Origin of the sequence: Lysinibacillus sp. PWR01 (assembly GCF_043359455.1) — a bacterium.
GTDB lineage: Bacteria > Bacillota > Bacilli > Bacillales_A > Planococcaceae > Lysinibacillus > Lysinibacillus fusiformis_F.
This window is the reverse complement of sequence record NZ_JBHERJ010000055.1, coordinates 1-21,241: the sequence shown is the minus strand read 5'-3', so window position 1 is coordinate 21,241 and position 21,241 is coordinate 1. Positions and strand designations below refer to the sequence as shown.

The following is a 21,241-nucleotide window of genomic DNA, read 5'->3' as shown; positions in this document are numbered from 1 at the left end:
TAATTTGAGCCTGGGCTTTTTTGTTTCAAGGTTAGTCATTATGCCAGTATTCCTTTTTCCTTTGCTTCTTGTAGCCAAGAAGGGAACTCATCTAATAGGTTTTCGTATAGCTGTTCATCGGATACTGTTTCGATGTCCTCGAAGTGGAAGAAGTTTGCGTTGTCGATGTAGCGTCCTTCCATAGTATCTAACTTACGTAATACATCAAAATTAGAATCGCCGATGCCCACAAATTGCCAGAATATTGGTTTCGTTGAGGATTCCACAATGAATTTTTTAATGCCAGCTTTACAACCTCCATCATTGATGAAAATTAGGAAGACAGGTATATCACTAGGTTCTTCAACTGTATACTTTTTGATTATATCAGCCATAACTTGAGGTTCATCGTTTCGGCCGAATTTATGGACCTCATCATTATTAAGGATGTTTTTTTCAACATAGCCTAGTAAGTTGTACTCGGTTACATCAGATAGACGGGAGAATTCATTATCATAGACCCAGATATCTAAAGCACCATCGTCATCAAACTGGGAAGCTACTGCTGCGATTCGCTCTACTGCTTCTTGAACCTCGCCAATTTTGTACAAGCGTCTCATTGAGCCTGAGATATCCAATACTAGACCAACTTTTGCACGAACACCGGTTAACTTTTTCTTTGTGAGTACGATTTTTACTTTATCTTTTCTAAGTGAAATAGTAGACATTTCGTTCCTCCTATGTATTGTAATAAAAACCACTTTTATTTACATATATACCATAACATAACTATGCGAATTTTGAACTATTATCGATTGATGATAAAAAATATTAAATAATAAATGTCGTCATTTTGCTAACAGAAGGTTAATGAAACAGTATATTTTAAAAAGATTTGATTTGTTACGAAATAAGTTTGAGAAACCTTATAAATTCACGCTTTAGAGGGGTTTTTAATGGTTGGAAAAATATAATAAAACACCAAAAATCGTTAGAATTAGGAGACAACTAAAGCAGCAATACGTAATTACGTTAAACAGGCTGTAGATAAAGACAAGATTGATAAATCGTGGTTTTGTAAATTTGATTCAGGTATCATGACGAGTGAGGATTTCAAATATTTGTAAAATCCCGAGTTTATTATTGGTGAGCATTTATTGTTCCTCTATTATACAGAGCTATCGAGATAAAAAGAGGTGCTAGAACTAGAATATAGAGAATTGTATAATTAAGAAATAAAATGAATAAGCAGGAGTGAAAGTGCGCCTCAGCACTTTCACTCCTGTTTTATCTTTAGTGAAGTTTGCTGAAGTGATACTTTACGATACATAGTGTATTGAATATGAAACAAGACTGTCCAGAGACAGTCCTGTTAAAAGTGTTTTTAAAATAAACTAGAAAAGAAGTTTTTCGTAGTATTAACAATTGAATTAAAAGTAGAGGAAATGAAATTAACAGCGGCACTTATTGCTTTTTTTACAGTTTCCACAACGGTAACAAAAACATTTAAAACTTTATTCATCATATCTTGTATAAAGGCACCGACTTTATCAGCAAGAGTAAGGATTAATGTTTGGGCTGCAGGATGCTCTTCACCAAAATCTATCAACGAATCGTAGTATTTATTGATCATGTCTTCCGACTTTTTTAAAGCTTCATCTTTTTTCTTACGCATATTTTCAAAAAAAGCTGTTTGGTTTTTATCATTTTCTAATTGCTTAACATTTTCTTTTAAGTCTATTTCTTCTTGTACATAAAAATGATTAACATTCTCTTGATATTCTTGTGTTAGTTTGTGCAATTCATCAGGTGTGTCTGATAATGAAGGAGCTTGAAGTCCAATGAACTCTGCTAAAGAAAATTCTTTGGTTTGTTCTCCCGTATAAGCATCTCTCATTTGGTTCATAATACTACTAAAATTTTTTACAGCTACTGTCATAATAATTCCTCCTAGTAATTTTATTATTGAAACAAATATAGATTACCAATAAAAGGTTAAAATTAGGTTAAAAAACATAAATTTCTTTTTTTACCTTAATATATATATTGACGATGATATGAGCTAATAAAATAGTATGGATTTAATAGATAGATGAAAGACCACTCTGTTAGGTCCTACCCCCTTATAGTAGATTTCTGACTCTAAATTTAGGGGGGCAGGACCTTATGGGGGGTCTTAATTTTTTGTATGGTGATACATGATGTGGAGATAATTAAAAAGACCACCCATAATAGAGTGGTCAAAATAGTTAAAACGCTAAATTGTCTTATCTTATAATGAAGTGGACTTACCTTTTTTCTCATCCATAATAAGGTCTTCTTCACGTTGTGGGCGTGGGGCTACCGTATATTCTTTGCGCCCATTAGTTTTTTTGGGGTCTGCCCCACTAGCAAATGCTTGTTTTGTTGGCTCGTCTGTTGCAAATTCTGTATTTTTATTATTTCGTTTCATGTCGACACCTCCTAAAGATATTATTTAACTTATCCTATAAAATATCCCTTGTTTATTTCTATTTTATCCTTAAAATTTCAGATCACCCCAAGATTATGTAAGGTAAAACAGATAGGAAATTTCTGATGTTGGGATGTTATATTAAATAATTGATTATTTAGAAAAAAATGAATTCAATAAGGTTAATTATGGAGCGCTTACATATATTATGGTAAAATAAACCAAAGATAACATTTTAGAAAAGTATCAGCGCTATGATTGGAGGTTGAACGGATGGATGAGAAGAAAAAGGGGAAATTACAAATCCTCGTAATAATTTTAATGCTATTACTTTTGGTTGCAACGTTTGTTTTATTTTTCGTAGGTAAATATATGGTGGCGTTTATTTTATTTGGGATTTTTATGCTGATTTTAAATTTTATTAGTAGTTGGAAAAACTTAGATAATGCAGATTATGTTTATAGAAAAATTCATAAGAGTAACCAGAAGTGGTAATTACTAGACGTTGATCTTAGGAATGTTGCTATACTTATGTTACTTGTAGTGCTTATTTGGTTATCTGAAAAGAGCAAAGAAGGAATCCTCACTTTATATGAAGAAATAGTGAGTTATAATATTTTTCAACAACTACGGAGGTGCTTTTTTGCAAATATTTTTTAAATATAATTGGCTGGTTAGGGAAGACTGGTTTCGTTGGTGTGAGGAGTTAAGTGAGGAAGAACTTTTGCAAAACCGAACTGGTGGAATGGGCAGTATATTACACACACTTTTCCATATCATTGATGTTGAATGGAGTTGGATTCGTCTATTACAAGGGAAAACAGATTTTCAGGAGAGCTTTGATGAATATAATAGCTTGGAGAAGGTTCGTAAATTGGAAGCTGCATTTCATTTAGATGTTGAAAGCTTTGTAAATCAATGGGATGACAGTATGGAAGAGCGTGTACTTCATAATCCATTAGCAGATGGTAGCATCGAGACGCATACATGGGGTGAGATCATTCGTCATACCATTGCACATGAAATTCACCATATAGGACAACTATCAATTTGGGCGAGGGAAATGGGGAGAGCACCTGTTTCTGCAAATTTAATCAGACGAGGTCTTTCTTCATCATTGAAAGATTCAGTAGGTGCTCAAATAAATATAGAAACATCTAAATAGAAGAAATGTATAAATGCTAGAAAACGATGTCATAGAATCCATTGTTTTTAGCCTAAAGTGAATAGCGTATCAGAATATCTTCCAATTCATTTGATATGGAAGATTTTTTGATGCCCAAATAAGAGAAATTACGAGGCAGATTTCATACAGACATTTAAAGAACCAACCACCTCTATTATGGCTTAAAATACCCAGTAAATTTTAGTTAAAAACTAATGTTTACTGGGTATTTTTTGGACAATATTTAGGTTAATTAGAAATATTTATATGAAGAATAGCTAACAACTTGACAGAAGTTTAAATGGGGAGTACTATACATTGGTCGCGAAAAAAGCTATTGTAACGTAACATTTGTTAAAGTGCAATACAGTCCTTATCATTTAAGTTCATATACATCTAGATTTTAATTTAATCAGTAAAAGGTAGGTGCAATAATGAAAAATCTAGTAAATAAAAAAGATAACCTATTACACAACTTTTTAGGAATTTATATAGTAGCAGTATTAATGTTATGGATTAAAACATACATCTCTCAATTATCACAATTTGACTTAGGTGTAGAAGGAATCATTCAACAATTCCTTTTACTAATAAATCCACTAGGCTCAGCAATGCTATTTCTAGGATTTTCATTTATATTTAAAGGAAAAAGAAAATACACATCACTCGTTGTAGTTTACACATTGATGTCCATTGTTTTATATGCCAACATTGTTTATTACCGATTCTTTAGTGATTTCATTACATTACCTACACTTTCCCAAACGCAGAACTTTGGGGATTTAGGCGGCAGTGTTCTTTCTTTACTAAAACCTTATGATATCTTATTCTTTGTGGATGTATTTGTTATGTTTTATCTACGATTCTCTAAAAAAATCCAAAAAGATACGAAGCGTTTTGGCTATAAAAAAGGAATGGCAATCATTGCCTTTGCATTAGCGATATCAGTCCTTAATTTAGGACTAGCTGAATCTAATCGTCCTCAACTTTTAACACGTGGTTTTGATAGAAACTATATTGTGAAATATCTAGGAATGTATAACTATACGATTTATGATTCAGTTGAAACGATGAAAGCTTCTTCTCAGAGAGCTTTGGCGGACAGCAATGATATTACAGAAGTCATTAACTATACAAAATCAAACTATGCCAAACCGAATACGCAATATTTTGGTGCAGCAAAGGGAATGAACGTTATCTATTTACATTTAGAATCATTCCAAAACTTTTTAATCGACTATAAATTAAACGGTGAAGAAGTAACACCATTTTTAAATTCATTAGCAAAAGATAAGAATACATTGTATTTTGATAATTTCTTCCATCAAACAGGTCAAGGTAAAACGTCTGATGCAGAATTTATGCTTGAAAACTCTTTATTTGGATTACCACAAGGATCTGCTTATATTACAAAAGCACAAAATACGTATCAGGCAGCACCGAGTATTTTAAAAGATTATGGTTATACATCGGCTGTATTCCATGGTAATAACGGAAGCTTCTGGAACAGAAATGTGATTTATAAATCATTTGGATTCGACAAATTCTTTGATGCTAGTTACTATAACACAGGTACTTCAGAGGACATGGCTGAATATGGTTTGTTAGATAAACCATTCTTTGAACAATCTCAAAGTCTTTTAAGCTCCTTACCACAACCTTTTTATACAAAATTAATTACGGTAGGGAATCACTATCCATATAAAATGAATCAAGACTTAGTGACAATTGATAAAGCTAATACGGGAGATGCAAGCGTTGATAATTATTTCCAAACAGCTCGTTATGCAGACGAAGCAATCCAACAGGTCTTCCAACAATTAAAAGAATCAGGTTTATATGATCATTCGATGATTGTTCTTTATGGTGACCATTACGGTATTTCCGATAATCATAATAAAGCGATGGAACAAGTCGTTGGAAAAGAAATTACACCATATGAAAGTGCTAATTTACAACGTGTACCATTATTTATACATGTTCCAGGCATACAAGGTGGTACTAACCATAGCTATGGTGGTCAAACAGACTTACTCCCTACGCTATTACATTTACTAGGGATTGATTCACAACAATTTGTTCAATTTGGTTCAGATTTATTATCAGAAGAGCATGATGAAGTTGTACCATTTAGAAATGGCGATTTTGTCAGTCCTACGATTTATTCAATTAATGAAAAATTTTATGATAATAACACTGGCTTACCATTAGACGAGAGTCAATTAGAGGAAGCGAAAACGATTAAAAATGAAGTAGATCATAAATTGGCGTTATCTGATAGAGTCGTAAATGGTGACTTATTGAGATTCTATACGCCAACAGGTTATACGCCAGTTGATCCTTCTCAATATAATTACTCTCATGATGAGAATGTAGAATCTAAATAATTTAAGCAATTTACTTTGGCAGTTCAAGGAAATGTGTAAGATATCAACGTGTATATGATATCTTACCATTACCTTGGATTGCTTTTTTAACGTTATTTTGAGAAAATATCGAGAATTTATATTCCTCCTCGGGACATATCGAGGTTCAAATAGAAAAGTTGGACTAACTGCAAAAGCGATTCAAATCCTTTAATAGTAAGGGTTTGAATCGCTTTTATTAAGGAGAGGCAAGAATAACCATTAGGGTACCCTTCATCTTTACTTATTTCTTTTCAAAGAATAATTTATATGAAAAAAGGAAAGAAATAGGTGTAAATTGTAGGAGTTGATTGTGATGGAATTTTATAAGGATATTGTCATTTACTGTTACAGTTGTCGTAAAAGGACTGTGTTTACATGTAAAGATACGCATGAAAAAAAGGGTGTCGATAGTCACTGCAGTGAATGTATAGGTATTTGGTTTGAGTGGCAAAATCGAGCTGTGGAGAGAGAAATGGAAAAGTGGGTTGCATATAATAAAGAGTTAGTAAATAATATGAACCATTGATCTGTATTTTTTACCCAAAAGTTGTGTTGAATTCTCCTAGATTATGAAGCGGAAAACTAGAGAAAAAGCTTTTTTAAAGTAAGTACGATGAGGCGTTGAAAGAACCATTTTCATTTAAGAGAGTGGTTCTTTATCTTTTAGGCACATTCAGATAAAAAGAGGGTTTGATCGACAAACACTCTAGCATCTTAAAATACTGTTATAAAATCTAAATTAATCTTCAAAACTTGAATCTATATCATTGTATACTTGATTAACAATTTTAAGAAACTCTTTTAACGCGAAGGTTTGATATGATTTCCCATTAGTAACGACTCCAATATTCCATTCAATCGTAGGGTTAGTGAGTGGAATGGATACAATATCAACATCATTCAATTTACTAGCTAAGATTTTGGGAATTAGTGTAATCCCTAACTGGGCAGAAACTAATTCGATGATCAAATCCCATTGCTCACTTTCAAACGCAACTTTAGGAATAAATCCTACATCCTTACATGCATTGACAACTAGTTCATGTAATGCCCATTTCTTGGAGAAGAAAATAAAGTTTTCATCTATTAGATCGACTAATGATACAATCTTTAAATTTGATAAAGGATGTTTAGACGAAACACATAATACAAATTCATCATTGTAGATTGGAGTATGTTTTAAATGTTCGTTCTTCTTTGTCAATACAACAAATCCTATATCCACCAGTCCCCTTTCAATATGTTTTTCAATTACGAGTCCACCTTCCTCAAATATCTCTAATGTTACTCCTGGGAATTTATTTACATATACTTGGGCTACTTTGGGAAAGAATAAAGTTCCAACTATATGGGATACACCCACTTTTAAATTTCCAGTTACTAATTCCGATAAATCAGCAATGGAAGTAGAGATACTTTCTAAAGTTGAAAGGATAGCTTTACTTTTCTCATAAACAATCATTCCAACCTCAGTGAGACGTAATTTTCTATTGGATCTATCAAATAAGGTTACATTTAGTTCTTTTTCTAATTTTTGAACGGATTTACTTAATGAGGGCTGCGCAATAAATAATACCTCTGATGCTTTTGTGAAGCTGTTGTGTTCAGCTACTTTCACAAAAATATCTAAGTCTTTTAGTTGAATTTGCATGTATTATCACTCTCTTAATATTCTTTTTTAGAATAGTTTGTATGATGATTATGTATTTTACTAAATAGTAGGGCAAATGTAAAATTAAAATGCAATTGTATACACCTGAGTCGCTTTCTATATAAGAGTGAATAAGACCAACTTAGGTTATTCAAAAAATACTTTAAGAAAGGATAAGATAAATTAAAGAGCACTCATTCTTTGATAGGGCTTCTTTGAAAAAGCATATGGAGTAAATTGAGTTTGACAGTTTACTATGTTGATATAAGGAGCATAATTTCAATAGTAAATTTAAAAGACTGAATATTCTTATATTAATAGGAGGAAAATAAAATGACTAAAAAAGAGAACAATGTACGAGTAGCTGTGATCCAAGCAGCTTCTATATTTATGGATAGTGAAGCATCGACTGAGAAGGCAGTCTCATTAACTATGCAAGCAGGTGAAAAGGGAGCGAAAATTGTTGTATTCCCGGAAGCTTTTATCCCTGGTTATCCAAGGGGATTCTCTTTCGGCACAAAAGTAGGAAGTCGTGCTCCTGAAGGGCGAAAAGACTGGCTACGTTATTGGGAAAATTCAATTCTAGTTCCAAGTGAAACAACGGATAGATTAGGAGAAGCTGCACGGGATGCAGGTGTATATCTCATTATTGGAGTGATTGAAAGAGATAATGAATCAAGTGGAGGCACCGTATTTTGCACCGTATTATTTTTCGGACCAGATGGGACTTTACTTGGGAAACATAGAAAATTAAAACCTACTGGCGCCGAACGATTAATCTGGGGAGAAGGCGATGGAAGCACACTTCCTGTATTTGATACACCCTATGGCAAAATAGGCGCTTTAATTTGTTGGGAAAATTACATGCCATTAGCTCGAGCAGCGATGTATGCAAAGGGTGTTCAATTATATATTGCCCCTACAGCAGATGCAAAGGATACATGGCAGCTATCGATTCGTCATATTGCTTTGGAAGGAAGATGCTTTGTTTTATCATGCAATCAATATTTCACAAAAGATATGTACCCTACAGACTTAGCCTGTTATGACGAGTTAGAAACTTTTCCAGATGAAATGTGTATGGGCGGGAGTGCGATTGTTGGTCCATTAGGGGATTATGTGAAGGAACCTGTATTCGGCAAGGAAGACATTTTAATTGCTGATCTTGATTTACGCGATATAGCCTACAGTCAATTTGATTTTGATGTGGTTGGGCATTATGCAAGACCTGATGTATTTAAGTTAATGGTAAATGAGGAAAAAAAGGAAAACGTAGAATGGGAAAATAAAGGCTATTCGAACAGTAAATAAGAAAATATAATGGGGCTGAAAAGGAGAAGGCAATTATTCTAGGAAGATTGTTTTCTCCTTTCTATATATAGGAAGATAAGAGGTTATTCAAATGAATATAGAGAATATTGAGGCATTCATCTACGTATGTCAGCTAGGTAGTTTCAATAAAGCAGCTGAAGCTCTTTATTTAACTCAACCATCTATAACTGCACGAATTCAGTCTCTTGAACGAGATATTAATTTAAAACTTTTTCATCGAAATGGAAATAAAATTTCTTTAACTGATAAAGGCGAATACTTTCTTTTACACGCACAAAAAATACTCCAATCGTATAAGGAGGCGAAGTACGGCTTACAGCAAGTAAATATCCCTTATGATTTAGTAATTGGAAGTGCTTTATCAATTTCGAATAATGTTCTTCCAGATATCTTGCCTGCCTTTATTTCAAAATTTGAGAATGTTCGAATTAAAATTTTAACAGGACATTCTAAAGACATTTTAAACAAGGTCATAAATAAAGAGGTGGATTTTGGTATTGTGCGAACGGAAAATCATCCTCAAGTAGAATTTATTCGTCTTTATAATGATCCAATTCGTCTTTTTGTTCCTAAAAATCATGTATTTTTAAAAGAAGAAAGTGTAACAGTTGAAGATGTTAGTAAACAACCACTTATTTTTTTTGATTATGGTTCTATAGAATGGCTTGCCATACATCGGCTATTCTTAAATAATAATCTAAATCCAAATATATATTTAGAAGTGGATAATATGGAAACAGCAAAAAAACTTGTACTCCAAGGGGGAGGCATCTGCTTTCTACCTGAGCATTGTGTAAAAAAGGAATTGGAAATTGAAGAGCTTTTTCGAATTGAAATGACGCCACCTGTGAAAACAAATATTAGTATTGATTTTATTCATTTAAAAGGTAAGGCTGAATCTGTGTTTATGGATTTCTTAAAGGATAAAATGTTTGAACAGCACTAAACCATCAAAATATGTTGGTTTAGTGTTTTTTTATTGTTCTGATGTACATTTCATTGTCCCATATAATTCCGATTGATATCTTCTATAACCATATAACTTACTTCTATAACTCAACTTGCTGAGGGGATTTTATAATAAATGAAACTTTAAGAAAAATTCAATTATTATACAAGATTTTATCTCTTCATTTGAATGTTCAAATGAAGATGACATGTTTAAACCGAGAGGCACTTTGATATCGTTTTGTTGAACTTATTGAATAACAAAATGAAAGGGGTTGCAAAACCGTATGAGCCCTACTTTTTACGTTAAAGGAGGTGACTAGATTAGAAATTTAAGTAGTTATCAGATGATAGAAGTCCAAAGCTTTTAGACATTTAAAGGGGGACAAAAATATGGAAACTCGATATAGAATATGAGGATTTACGATAGATAGAGTGAAATAAGGAGGACATCATAACTATTTCAGAAGAATAGGCAGAATTTTCTTGATTAAATTATCTTAATATTCAAAATGCGACGGGGGTTTTTTTATGAGAAAGAGTATTCAAATTGCAGGAGCGTATATTGGTACAATTGTTGGTGCAGGATTTGCTTCCGGGTTAGAAGTTTTACAATTTTTCACTAGTTTCGGATGGCTTAGTTTTTTCGGAGTAATAGTGGCGACATTACTATTCGCATTTTTAGGAATGAATATTACACAAATAGGAAGTAGGTTACAAACACATTCTCATAAAGAGGTTGTCTATAGTATTTGTGGAAGATACTTAGGAGTAGCCGTGGACATAATTATTACTTTTTTCTTATTCGGCGTAGCTGTCATTATGTTCGCTGGAGCGGGATCTACATTCCAACAACAATTTGGAATCCCGAGTGCTGTCGGAAGTTTATTCATGGTGGCATTAACAATTGCGACTTGCTTATTTAATGTTGAAAAGGTAATAAATATTATCGGCAGTATTACGCCTGTACTTATTGCTTTTGTATTAATCATTGCCGCGTATGCTTTGTTTACAATGGATACAAGCTTTACAGAGCTTGATAAAATAGCTCAAATGCAAAAATCTTTAACATCGAACTGGTTTATATCTGGTTTATTATATGTATCATTCAATATTACTAGCGGAGTTGCTATGCTGGCTGTTATGGGAGGGACAACAAAAGACGACAAAGTTGCAGGGGTTGGCGGTATTCTGGGGGGTTTAGGTCTAGGGTTAATGCTGATTTTAATTAACGTTGGTATGTTCACTAGAATTAATGATGTTGGAAGTTTGGATATTCCAATGCTTTATCTTGCAAATGAAATATCACCTATAATTGGTGTGGGCATGACTATTGTTCTTTTGGCAATGATTTTTAACACGGCTGTAGGTATGCTTTATGGATTCTCCGTTCGAATTGTAAAACCTTCTAGCCTTAAATTTAAAGTGTTTGTTCCGATAATTGGACTAGCAGGTTTTGCTGCAAGCTTTGTTGGTTTTACAAAGCTTGTAGGAACGCTATATCCTATTACTGGATATTTAGGGTTTACGTTAATAGCAGCCATTATCATTGCTTGGGTTCGAGGAAAACAAAATTCACATATTCAAACAATAGAAAATAAGGCTATATAATTATTACTCCAGGAATAACAATTTATTTGTTAATCCTGGTTTTTTTGTGCCATATCTCTTACTAGAAAATAAATTATGAAGCATATAGATAGCACTTTCATTAATAGTAATCCATTTATAGTTTCTATTAGTGTATAGAATGTTTTTATAATTCAACACCTAGCTTAAAAATTATAATAAAGTAAAGTTTTAAAAATATATGAAAAAGAGATGAAGAAAATGAAAAAAGTAGTTGGAATTATTGGTGGGATGGGCCCATTAGCAACTGTAGATTTAATGAATAAAATTATTCTTTATACACCAGCAAAGAAGGATCAGGATCATCTTCATATTATCGTGGACAATTATTCTCAAATACCTGATCGAACAACTGCCATTTTAGGTAACGGTACAGACCCTACCCCATTCATTATTCAATCAGCGCAACGATTAGAAAGTGCAGGAGCAGATTTTCTTGCCATTGCATGCAATACAGCACACTTTTACTTTCAATCAATAAAAGACTCTGTCAGTATCCCGATTCTACATATGCCTTTAGAGACAGCTAGTTATTTACAAGACAATAGTATTAATAAAGTAGGTTTATTAGCTACTGATGGAACAATCAATACTAAACTATATCAACATAGCTGCAAAACTTATGAGGTTGAAGTCTTTGAACCTCATATGAATATGCAAAAAGATGTGATGGAAGGAATATATGCTATAAAAGGAGGGGATTTAGAGAAAGGTCTCTTATATCTTTCAAAAGTAGCAAATAATTTAATCACTAGAGGGGCAGAAGCTATAATAGCAGGTTGTACAGAGATTCCTCTGGTACTGAAGTCAACCCAAAGCATTCGTGTTATTGATCCAACAGAAATTTTAGCGAAGTCCATAATTAATAAAGCATCTGGTTTAAGAAAGAAAGCCCATTCTGAAAATAAATATTAGTATTGATTCCATTTATCTAAATAAATTATATGTTCAAACGACACTAAACACACAAAAATTATTTGGTTTAGTGTTTCTTTTTATATTTAATTCCAATTTAATACTTCTATAACATGATAGGTTTCTTCTATAGTTCAAGAGATTAAAAGAAAATTATAATAATCTAAACTGAACTTTAACTAATCTAATCAATGGGTATCGCGTAATGAAGTTAGGTGATTTTTAAATAAGGAGGAACCATCATGATAAATCCAAAAGAAAAACGAGCTGTACGAACTGAGAATGACTTTTTAGGGTCAAAAGAAATTCCTAAGCACGCTTATTATGGTATACAGACATTACGTGCTGTGGAGAACTTCCCAATAACAGGATATAGGGTTCATGAAGACCTTATTAAAGCTTTAGCAATAGTGAAAAAGGCTGCAGCTCTTGCTAATATGAGCGTGAAACGTTTAAATCAAAAACTTGGCAAAGCAATTGTTCAGGCAGCAGATGAAATCATAGAAGGGAATTGGCATGAGCAGTTCATTGTTGATCCTATTCAAGGTGGAGCAGGCACATCCATGAACATGAACATAAACGAAATTATTGCTAACCGTGCATTGGAATTGCTTGAGTATGGAAAAGGGTCATATAGAACGCTAAGTCCAAATAGTCATGTAAATATGTCGCAATCAACAAATGATGTATTTCCTACTGCTATCCATATTGCAACACTTAATTTATTAAATAGACTATTAAAAACTATGACCAATATGCATAGTATATTTAAACAAAAATCCAATAAGTTTGACCATATAATAAAAATGGGACGTACCCATTTACAAGATGCTGTCCCTATCAGACTTGGTCAAGAGTTTGAAGCTTATAGTCGAGTAATAGACCGAGATATTAAACGAATTAAACAATCAAGAGAAAATTTATATGAGGTAAATATGGGGGCAACTGCTGTAGGAACAGGATTAAATGCAGATCCTGATTACATTGAAAATGTTGTAAGTAACCTTGCACATATGAGTGGGTTACCATTGCAGGGCGCAGATCATCTTGTTGATGCTACTCAGAATACCGATGCTTATACAGAGGTTTCAGCTACATTAAAAATTTGTATGATTAATATGTCTAAGATAGCGAATGATATCCGATTAATGGCGTCTGGTCCTCGTACAGGATTAGCTGAACTTATCTTACCTGCACGTCAACCTGGCTCATCTATTATGCCTGGAAAGGTTAATCCAGTAATGCCTGAAATGATTAATCAAGTAGCTTTTCAAGTAATCGGGAATGATCATACTATTTGTCTAGCTTCAGAAGCGGGTCAGCTTGAATTAAATGTTATGGAGCCTATTCTAGTATTTAATTTATTACAGTCAATCAGTATAATGAATAATGCATTTCATGTTTTTACAGAACATTGTTTAAAAGGAATTGAAGCAAATGAAACACGGTTAAAAGAGTACGTTGAAAAAAGTGTAGGCATTATTACAGCTGTAAACCCACATATTGGATATGAAGTAGCAGCAAATATTGCAAGAGAGGCAATTTTGAATGAACAATCCGTACGGGAGCTATGCTTAAAAAGGGGTGTATTAACTGAAGAGGAGATGGAATTAATTTTAAATCCTTTTGAGATGACTAAACCTGGAATTTCAGGGGCTTCTTTAATGAATAAGCATTGAATAATCAAGTAAGACTAAAAAAGTTATAAATAGCATTAACTATAGAAAGAGTAGGTTTATATGATAAAACAAGTACAACCAAAAATGCAGAAAATTGTTCGCTATCTGAATCCTGACGATCAAATATATTATGGAATTGTTGAAGGGGAAGAAGTTTTACAATTGACTAGTAATTTTACTGAATTAATAAACAATGAATTGAAATTTGATGGTTTAAAATTTAAGTATAAAGATGTTAAAATTTTGGAACCTGTAATACCCTCAAAAATCATTAACTTTGGCTGGACATATGCTGAACATGCAAAAGAAACTGGAGGTAAGCCTTTTCTTAAGGAACCATTTCTATTTTTAAAACCAACATCTTCATTGATACCAAATGAGGGCGAAATTATTCTTCCTTCCAGTAAATTAACTAAACAGGTCGAAATGGAAGGAGAATTGGCTCTCATTATTGGGAAACGTGGAAAGAATATAAAAGAAGAAGAAGCAATGGATTATATTTTTGGCTGTACCATTTTCAACGATGTAACAGCGAGAGATCTTACAAAAACTGATCCTCAGTTTACACGTGGTAAAGGTTTCGACACGTTTGGTCCATTGGGTCCGTGGATTGTAAAAGGTATTGATCCTACGAATTTACGAATTGTTACAACCTTGAATGGCAAAGTTGTTCAAGAAGGGAATACTAGTCAGATGTCATTCTCTATCCCTTATCTTGTTAGCTGGATTTCACAAGTTATGACTTTAGAACCAGGAGATGTTTTGGCTACAGGATCGCCATCTGGGAGTTGCCCAATGAAGTCAGGTGACATTGTATCTGTTGAAGTAGAGAATATAGGTAAGTTAAGTAATTATGTAATTTAATCGTATTTTAAATGATCTAAGTGAAATAGGGATAGGGTCAGGGCCTCAACTAAATGACTTTATCCCTTTTGTATAATAAGATAAATTTTACAATCAATTCTTGAACGAGAATCTTTTTGTAGAATGCTCAACAAAACTTGCCCTTGCCTCAATCGTATTGGTACAAAAAATCAAATGATATTCTTTTGAGCAGTTTTTTAATTAAAACCTTCTCCAATAAATCTTCCAATCCCTCTAAACAACCAATAAATGATTCTAAATGGGAGGAAAAGCAATTCTGGTATCCAACCAAGTACGTCAAGAAATAAGTCAAATAATGAGTATTGATCATTCCTTCTCTTAACGTTTCTCTTTTTGTTTTTCCTTCCTTGCCACCATTCCTTCATAGTACTCTACTCCTTTTCAAAAATAGTTCTGATAAATATACGATTCAACGTTTTAGTTGGTTTCATTTTAAGAACTTTATGGAGCAAAAGCGAAAATGGGGCGTAATTTGAAGTGAAAGTGTTGGGTTATTATATTTTCCCTAGTGTTCTGTAAAACCGAAGATGTGGTAGATGGAGAATTTAAAATTGAACAAGATGAAGGGTATACAGGTTTAAAAAGGGTCACTAGGCTGGGAGTGACCCTTTTTTGCTATTGAATGTGTGGATGTATCGACATTATTGTTAGTTGCCAATAATGAAGATCATCCCTTTTTCATGTTTTTTCACGTACTATCAATAAATATTAATATTCTTTTTGCACGAATGCTGCGCCTACAATAATGAGAAGTATGAATAGTACAACGATTAAAACGAATGTTGAACTATTATTCTTGCCGCCATAGTCCATACCACAACTCATGCTATAACCTCCGCTATAGTCATTACCATAGCCTCCATAACAACAATTGAAATTACCCATGTTTCCAAAGTATCCCATCAAAATCTCTCCTTTCTTCAGTTTATTGTATGAATGCCGTTGAAAGGGAAAAGGGTATTCGTCTAATGAATCGTATTTCGGTAATTTTAAAAAGGATCATGAGCGAATGAGGAGTATCACTAAACACTTGATATGAATAAAACTCAACGATGCTTGTTACAGCATGAAGATTAGTTGTAATCCATGATTGTGGCCTTCTCGTTTAGCCTACCATTGAGAAATGGGAACGTCATTGCCAATCCACTCATCGTTATTGTCAGTAGCTTTTATTAGGATTTGATAATAATTTTTTTTATGAATAACGGTGGAACAGGTTTAAAACAGTAAAATTCATGTTATTCCGTTTCTATTTTTAACTACATGGCGCTGTGGAAAGGAATCATTTATATTTTTAATTAAAAATAAAGTGAGAGTTTTCTTTCGTTTGCTCGTTATTACTTGTAGAGAAGAAAGGAGGTTTTCTAACTTCGTGTATTCATTAATTAATCAGCTACAAAAAAAGGATGAACAAGCTTTAAGAGAAGTGATTAACAGATATGGAGGGTATGTTAAAGCCATTGTGTTAAAAGTGTTACAGCCTAACCATACAGCTATTGAAGAGTGTATCAACGATGTATTTCTAACCATTTGGCAAAAGAGTATGCAATTTACTGGTGATGAGGTTGATTTTAAAAAATGGATTGGTGTTATTGCAAAATATAAAGCGATTGATACATACCGAAGCCTTCAAAATAAACCAAAAACAGTCGAGTTACTCCCATCAATTTCAAATAACAAGGACCTTCCAGAAAGCATCGTAGAACGAAGAGGACAAAAAGAGCAGCTATTTATCAGTATTTTAAATTTAAATAAAAACGATCAGGAAATTTTTCTTTTGAAATACTACTTAGGATATTCGAACAGAGAAATCGCAGAGATATTTGGTCTAACTAAATCAGCTGTTGAAAATCGTTTATATCGAGGGAAGTTAAAGTTAACAGAAGAGCTGGGAGGTATCTAAATGAACGAAAAGGACTTTATCAAATTAGATGTTGAAGAGATTGAACCAGTTGAATTATCTGATTGGGAAAAGAGTAATATTGAAAAAAGTGTTTTACGATCATCTTCAAGCAAGAAGGATGCACTTAAAAAATGGAAATGGGTTAGTGCGGTCGCCATGTTGACATTCATTTTTACTAGTAGTGTCATTTGGCTACCAGCCGTGGCTAATCGTTTACCGATTGTACAGCAGCTATTAAAAAGCAATGATAATCCTCAATTACAAGTATTTAATGATTATGCAACAATCATTAATCAAATAGACGAAAGTAACGGCACTTCCATTGAATTAGCTGAGGCTTTTTTCGATGGAACGATTGTATCGGTTAGTTATGAAATGAAGCACGAAGAACCGATAAATGAACCTCCGCTATTTTGGAGTGGTGATTTAGAAGTCAACGGAAACAACTTAGACGTACGTAGTCATCAAATCATTAAAAAGAATGATGATACTTGGATTGGTATGTTTACGGCGAGAATTTCAGACAAAGTGATTGATGAAACGATAAATGTTCAATGGCGTCCTAAAGATTTTAAAGGTATCGAGAATACGCCCCTTGTGGAAGGATCATGGAACTTTCAACTAGAACTTACACCAACCGGAGCCTATTCGAAAAAAGTAAATATACCATTTGGTAATGAACAATACCAGTTATTATGTAATCAAATAACAGCAGGAAAATATATAACCACTCTTTATTTTGAGGGCAATCTAGATTGGGATACAGAATTTTTAATGGTGGACATCCAAGATAATCTTGGAAATATATATGAAAATGTAGGAACAACAACCATCAAAAGCGATTCAGGGCGAGTAAAGGGCTATATTGAGGTTTTTATACCTGATCCTTCTATTCGAACGCTAGTCATTACACCCACTATAAGAATTGTAGATGAAAAAACATTAGAGCGGAAAGAGCTAGTTCCGCTCCCCAGTATTAATATTTCTCTAGGGTAAACCATCGATTAACATGACTATTTCACGGATAACATGACAAAATTGTCACTTCAAAAAGGGCCACTCCTAAACCAATAGGAGGGCCCTTGAAATTTTATTTAGTTTGTTCTGGCTCTGGAAGTAAATCTTGCCCGTTGAATGTTAATTTAGATGCTGAGATGAGAATTTCTCTATTAGCTTCGTAGTAAGGGTCTAAAATTTTGTAGAAGGCTTCCCATTGCTCGCCAGCTTTTTCATCTTCACCCTTTTGTTCAAGGGCGACTGCTTCTTCATAGTGTTGTTTTAATTTTACGTAATCCGCATTACTAATGCTGAATTCGATATCTGTCATATATTCCTCGAAGGGAACAGGTTTAAAGTGTGGGCGAATTATTTCATAGAATTGATCCCATTTCTTCATGGCCAACTCATCGTCTTTATCTTTTTCAGCTTTTTGTGCCTCTTCATAGAGGGTTTTAAGTTTTGCAAGTTCCTCTTTTGTTAAATCGACGTTCATATCTGCCATGTACTCTTCAAAAGTTAATGGAGGATATAATTCTTGGTAATAAGGTTCAAGAATAGTGAAAATTTTATCAATGTTTTCTGATGCCTCATCCGTTTTATTTTCTTTTACATACTTAATCCAGTTACTATAAAGTGTTTTTAGCTGTTCTTTATCTTGCGCTTTGATAACGATATTTTTTTCAGCGAATGCCGCTTCATTGATAAATTCTTCAAATGGCTCAGGTTGCCAATTTGCTAATTCATAAGGTCTTGTGATGTTATCCATCGCCTCATAGATTCGTTCCATTTCCTCATAATTCTCTTCTTTTTCAGCCTTTTTTATGTCAGAAAAGAGCTTTTCTAGTTGGACTAATTCTTCTTTTGTGACTTCTTTAGGTAAGCTTTTTTTATATACTTCAAAGGTAAAGAAGTCTGAGTAATCTTTCAAAATACTACCCTCAACTGAAATTTCCTGCCCCTCCCTTAGCTTTAATTGCTCAATTTGCTTATCAGAGAACTTATACAAACCAATGAAGTAGTTTTTTCCATCTGTTCCTTTAAGGGTAATGCTACTACCATCAAAATATTTAATGGTACCTGTTATTTTTTGTTCTATTTGAATCGTTACATTATTGGTTGTATCAACAGATGTTGCACCAGCTTGAAGCGGTGTTAATACGGCCATCCCAAGTGTTAGTGCTGAAGCCAATATCCATGTTTTTTTAGCAGGTTTTTTCATATTTATCAATTCTCCTTTAGGTTAACTTCTGTTACCAATTATTAGACGTTTTACCAATTGAAAAAGTTTTAATTTTTTTAGAAATTTTTAAAAAGATTGTTTTCCGAAAAAGTATAGATCACATGTATTTCATTTTTTTTTACCCGATTTCGTTGAAAATAGTCATTATTTACAGTACATAATGCACAACAGAGAGGAACTTATTTTGGTTTATATAGCTAATGACGGTATATAATGAAAAATTTACAATAGTGACAAGAAAGCGCTTTCTATGAAATGAAGAAGTACAATGCGTTTACTAGATGTGCACATTCATCCTTTTTTGCTAAAAGTGGGAATAGGTTTATTTGAATTACTCAATACACGAGTAAAGGGGAGATAAACATGAATCAAGTGTCATTTAAAGAAATGCTTTGGAAACGAGGCGATTGGGCAGGATATTTTGGTTTATTAGCTAACAATTTAACGAATTTGTTGACGATGGCTTCACTACTTTTATTTGTTGTAGGTTTTCCTGATGATCTTGTTTATGGAAGGGTTGTCCCTGCATTTGGCCTGGCCATTTTCCTTGCGAGCATTGCCTACACTTGGTTTGCGCAGCAGCTGGCTAAGAAAACGGGGAGAACCGATGTCACGGCTTTACCATCTGGGCCGAGTGCTCCATCTATTTTTACAGTTACGTTTTTAGTATTGATTCCCGTCTTTAGAGAAACTGAAGATGCTAATCTTGCTATTCAAATTGGCTTAGTTTGGTGTTTCTTTGAAGCAATGATTTTGGTTGTTGGATCGTTTCTAGGAGACTTACTGCGTAAACTAATTCCTAGAACAGTGCTGTTGTCCTGTTTATCGGGACTAGGTTTATTATTGCTAGCTATGAACCCCATGCTACAGTCATTTGAAACACCTATTGTGGCATTTGTTGTATTAGTGATTATTTTTATCAACTGGTTTGGGAAATCACCGATCTTTAAGAAAATTCCAACAGGGTTTTTACTGCTTGCTTCTGGGACTGCTCTTGCGTGGGTGTTTGGTTTACAGAGTCCTGAGGCAATTACAGCAGCCCTTTCAAATTTAGGCTTTAATCCGCCAGAGGTACATATTGTCGGGTTATTCCAAGCAATTCCCTATGCTTTACCCTATTTAGCATCTGCCATTCCTTTAGGTTTAGCAAACTATATTTTTGATTTAGAAAACATCGAAAGTGCTCATGCGGCAGGGGACCCCTATAATACGCGCAATGTGATGTTAGTGAATGGCGTGGCTTCAAGCATTGGCGCTTTTTCTGGAAATCCATTTCCTGTTACAGTCTATATTGGACATGCTGGATGGAAGGCAATGGGAGCAGGCATCGGTTATACAATTGCCTCAGGCTTTACAATGCTCATTATTTGCTTGTTTGGAGTTGGAGAATTACTACTAGCGATAATACCAGTGGTAGCCATTGTACCAATTCTTGTTTATGTAGGAATTGTGACAGCGAACCAAGTAGTCCGCGAAACACCAAGTTTAGAAGTACCTGTTATTTTCATTACATTATTCCCTTGGATTGCCAACTGGGCCTTAACAATGGCTAATAATATTTTTTCAGCTGCAGGAACATCAGCGGCTTCTGTCGGTATAGATACACTGCTAGGGAAAGGCGTCTATTATAATGGACTAATTCATTTAGGTAATGGTGCACCACTTAGTAGTTTAATTTGGGGCTCAATCACCATTTTTGCTATATTAGGTAAGCCATTACGTGCTGCAATATTTGCCTTTATTGCCTCAATACTATCCTTCTTTGGAATTATTCATGCACCTACAGTAGGAATTGCTCAACCTGAACTGATGCAGTTTGTCTATGCATACTTAATGGTTACAGGCTTATTCCTTTACAAATATTTTGTTGATCGGAAAGACCCTGCACAAAATTTAAGTGAATAGAGTGCCTATAAAAATAAGACTTTCTATCAAACAATAGAAAGTCTTATTCTTAGTGTTGAAAAACAAAACAGTCAATTGAAAGGTAGAAATGGATTTCCGTTGCAGGCTACTTGCTTTCCTGTGGGCGAGCGCCGAGCCGCTTCCTCCGCTC

The 21,241-nt window shown here is 33.8% G+C and carries 19 protein-coding genes; 12 read left to right on the top strand and 7 right to left on the bottom strand.

Translation table 11 applies throughout. The annotated features are described in order from the left end of the window. Positions 1-38: 38 nt before the first annotated feature. The 3 genes from ACEVFT_RS11510 to ACEVFT_RS11500 form a co-directional block, all read right to left on the bottom strand. Positions 39-707 (bottom strand): vWA domain-containing protein, encoded by a 669-nt coding sequence (locus ACEVFT_RS11510; protein WP_393949859.1) that lies wholly within the window; start codon positions 705-707, stop codon positions 39-41. Between the two features lie 656 nt (positions 708-1,363). Then, entirely contained in the window at positions 1,364-1,918 is a 555-nt protein-coding gene (locus tag ACEVFT_RS11505; protein WP_393949856.1) for a hypothetical protein, read from the bottom strand. 333 nt (positions 1,919-2,251) lie between these two features. Continuing rightward, complete coding sequence (locus ACEVFT_RS11500; protein ID WP_393949855.1) at positions 2,252-2,431, bottom strand: hypothetical protein; 180 nt, start codon at positions 2,429-2,431, stop codon at positions 2,252-2,254. A gap of 273 nt (positions 2,432-2,704) precedes the next feature. Between ACEVFT_RS11500 and ACEVFT_RS11495 the strand changes: the two genes are divergently transcribed. The 3 genes from ACEVFT_RS11495 to ltaS all read left to right on the top strand — a co-directional run bounded on the left by ACEVFT_RS11495 (position 2,705) and on the right by ltaS (position 5,983). Next, on the top strand, positions 2,705-2,926 hold the full coding sequence (locus ACEVFT_RS11495) for a hypothetical protein (RefSeq protein WP_333719938.1): 222 nt from the start codon (positions 2,705-2,707) through the stop codon (positions 2,924-2,926). Between the two features lie 148 nt (positions 2,927-3,074). Continuing rightward, on the top strand, positions 3,075-3,596 hold the full coding sequence (locus tag ACEVFT_RS11490) for a DinB family protein (RefSeq protein WP_393949853.1): 522 nt from the start codon (positions 3,075-3,077) through the stop codon (positions 3,594-3,596). A gap of 434 nt (positions 3,597-4,030) precedes the next feature. Beyond that, positions 4,031-5,983, top strand: coding sequence for a lipoteichoic acid synthase (gene ltaS / locus ACEVFT_RS11485; RefSeq protein WP_393949851.1), 1,953 nt, complete (start codon positions 4,031-4,033; stop codon positions 5,981-5,983). Positions 5,984-6,743: 760 nt separating this feature from the next. Here ltaS and ACEVFT_RS11480 read toward each other — a convergent pair. Continuing rightward, the gene (locus ACEVFT_RS11480) at positions 6,744-7,655 is read right to left on the bottom strand and encodes a LysR family transcriptional regulator (RefSeq protein ID WP_393949848.1); all 912 of its coding nucleotides are present in this window, start codon (positions 7,653-7,655) and stop codon (positions 6,744-6,746) included. 333 nt (positions 7,656-7,988) lie between these two features. Between ACEVFT_RS11480 and ACEVFT_RS11475 the strand changes: the two genes are divergently transcribed. From ACEVFT_RS11475 to ACEVFT_RS11450, 6 genes are all read left to right on the top strand, one after another. Next, a complete protein-coding gene (locus ACEVFT_RS11475; protein WP_205444746.1) occupies positions 7,989-8,966 on the top strand; it encodes a carbon-nitrogen hydrolase family protein in 978 nt (325 codons plus the stop codon). Positions 8,967-9,057: 91 nt separating this feature from the next. Beyond that, positions 9,058-9,933, top strand: coding sequence for a LysR family transcriptional regulator (locus ACEVFT_RS11470; protein ID WP_393949846.1), 876 nt, complete (start codon positions 9,058-9,060; stop codon positions 9,931-9,933). Between the two features lie 533 nt (positions 9,934-10,466). Further along, a complete protein-coding gene (locus tag ACEVFT_RS11465; protein ID WP_393949844.1) occupies positions 10,467-11,546 on the top strand; it encodes a YkvI family membrane protein in 1,080 nt (359 codons plus the stop codon). Positions 11,547-11,765: 219 nt separating this feature from the next. Further along, positions 11,766-12,479: a cysteate racemase gene (gene cuyB, locus ACEVFT_RS11460; protein WP_393949842.1), complete on the top strand. Its 714-nt coding sequence runs from the start codon at positions 11,766-11,768 to the stop codon at positions 12,477-12,479. 242 nt (positions 12,480-12,721) lie between these two features. Further along, on the top strand, positions 12,722-14,158 hold the full coding sequence (gene aspA / locus ACEVFT_RS11455) for an aspartate ammonia-lyase (protein ID WP_393949840.1): 1,437 nt from the start codon (positions 12,722-12,724) through the stop codon (positions 14,156-14,158). A gap of 60 nt (positions 14,159-14,218) precedes the next feature. Then, positions 14,219-15,022 (top strand): fumarylacetoacetate hydrolase family protein, encoded by an 804-nt coding sequence (locus tag ACEVFT_RS11450; protein WP_393949837.1) that lies wholly within the window; start codon positions 14,219-14,221, stop codon positions 15,020-15,022. 197 nt (positions 15,023-15,219) lie between these two features. Here the strand turns inward: ACEVFT_RS11450 and ACEVFT_RS11445 are convergent, their stop codons facing one another. After that, positions 15,220-15,408, bottom strand: coding sequence for a hypothetical protein (locus tag ACEVFT_RS11445; protein ID WP_342441122.1), 189 nt, complete (start codon positions 15,406-15,408; stop codon positions 15,220-15,222). 343 nt (positions 15,409-15,751) lie between these two features. Next, positions 15,752-15,946 carry a YjcZ family sporulation protein gene (locus ACEVFT_RS11440; RefSeq protein ID WP_016995024.1) on the bottom strand — a complete coding sequence of 65 codons (195 nt, stop codon included), beginning with the start codon at positions 15,944-15,946 and terminating at the stop codon, positions 15,752-15,754. Between the two features lie 469 nt (positions 15,947-16,415). On the opposite strand from ACEVFT_RS11440, the gene ACEVFT_RS11435 reads away from it, so the two are divergent. Both ACEVFT_RS11435 and ACEVFT_RS11430 read left to right on the top strand, forming a co-directional pair. Further along, positions 16,416-16,946, top strand: a complete 531-nt coding sequence (locus ACEVFT_RS11435) for a sigma-70 family RNA polymerase sigma factor (RefSeq protein ID WP_393949834.1) — start codon at positions 16,416-16,418, stop codon at positions 16,944-16,946. Further along, on the top strand, positions 16,947-17,942 hold the full coding sequence (locus ACEVFT_RS11430; RefSeq protein ID WP_393949832.1) for a DUF4179 domain-containing protein: 996 nt from the start codon (positions 16,947-16,949) through the stop codon (positions 17,940-17,942). 94 nt (positions 17,943-18,036) lie between these two features. Here the strand turns inward: ACEVFT_RS11430 and ACEVFT_RS11425 are convergent, their stop codons facing one another. Beyond that, positions 18,037-19,164: a hypothetical protein gene (locus tag ACEVFT_RS11425; RefSeq protein ID WP_393949829.1), complete on the bottom strand. Its 1,128-nt coding sequence runs from the start codon at positions 19,162-19,164 to the stop codon at positions 18,037-18,039. 384 nt (positions 19,165-19,548) lie between these two features. Between ACEVFT_RS11425 and ACEVFT_RS11420 the strand changes: the two genes are divergently transcribed. Next, positions 19,549-21,090, top strand: coding sequence for a xanthine permease (locus ACEVFT_RS11420; protein WP_393949827.1), 1,542 nt, complete (start codon positions 19,549-19,551; stop codon positions 21,088-21,090). Positions 21,091-21,241: the final 151 nt, after the last annotated feature.

Bases quoted from the DNA above. Each gene is read 5' to 3' on its own strand.
- ACEVFT_RS11470 (WP_393949846.1), top strand. From the start codon at position 9,058: ATGAATATAGAGAATATTGAGGCATTCATCTACGTATGTCAGCTAGGT.
- ACEVFT_RS11445 (WP_342441122.1), bottom strand. From the start codon at position 15,408: ATGAAGGAATGGTGGCAAGGAAGGAAAAACAAAAAGAGAAACGTTAAG.
- ltaS (WP_393949851.1), top strand. From the start codon at position 4,031: ATGAAAAATCTAGTAAATAAAAAAGATAACCTATTACACAACTTTTTA.
- ACEVFT_RS11480 (WP_393949848.1), bottom strand. From the start codon at position 7,655: ATGCAAATTCAACTAAAAGACTTAGATATTTTTGTGAAAGTAGCTGAA.
- ACEVFT_RS11500 (WP_393949855.1), bottom strand. From the start codon at position 2,431: ATGAAACGAAATAATAAAAATACAGAATTTGCAACAGACGAGCCAACA.
- ACEVFT_RS11465 (WP_393949844.1), top strand. From the start codon at position 10,467: ATGAGAAAGAGTATTCAAATTGCAGGAGCGTATATTGGTACAATTGTT.
- aspA (WP_393949840.1), top strand. From the start codon at position 12,722: ATGATAAATCCAAAAGAAAAACGAGCTGTACGAACTGAGAATGACTTT.
- ACEVFT_RS11495 (WP_333719938.1), top strand. From the start codon at position 2,705: ATGGATGAGAAGAAAAAGGGGAAATTACAAATCCTCGTAATAATTTTA.
- ACEVFT_RS11505 (WP_393949856.1), bottom strand. From the start codon at position 1,918: ATGACAGTAGCTGTAAAAAATTTTAGTAGTATTATGAACCAAATGAGA.
- ACEVFT_RS11475 (WP_205444746.1), top strand. From the start codon at position 7,989: ATGACTAAAAAAGAGAACAATGTACGAGTAGCTGTGATCCAAGCAGCT.
- ACEVFT_RS11450 (WP_393949837.1), top strand. From the start codon at position 14,219: ATGATAAAACAAGTACAACCAAAAATGCAGAAAATTGTTCGCTATCTG.
- ACEVFT_RS11420 (WP_393949827.1), top strand. From the start codon at position 19,549: ATGAATCAAGTGTCATTTAAAGAAATGCTTTGGAAACGAGGCGATTGG.
- ACEVFT_RS11430 (WP_393949832.1), top strand. From the start codon at position 16,947: ATGAACGAAAAGGACTTTATCAAATTAGATGTTGAAGAGATTGAACCA.
- cuyB (WP_393949842.1), top strand. From the start codon at position 11,766: ATGAAAAAAGTAGTTGGAATTATTGGTGGGATGGGCCCATTAGCAACT.
- ACEVFT_RS11440 (WP_016995024.1), bottom strand. From the start codon at position 15,946: ATGGGATACTTTGGAAACATGGGTAATTTCAATTGTTGTTATGGAGGC.
- ACEVFT_RS11425 (WP_393949829.1), bottom strand. From the start codon at position 19,164: ATGAAAAAACCTGCTAAAAAAACATGGATATTGGCTTCAGCACTAACA.
- ACEVFT_RS11510 (WP_393949859.1), bottom strand. From the start codon at position 707: ATGTCTACTATTTCACTTAGAAAAGATAAAGTAAAAATCGTACTCACA.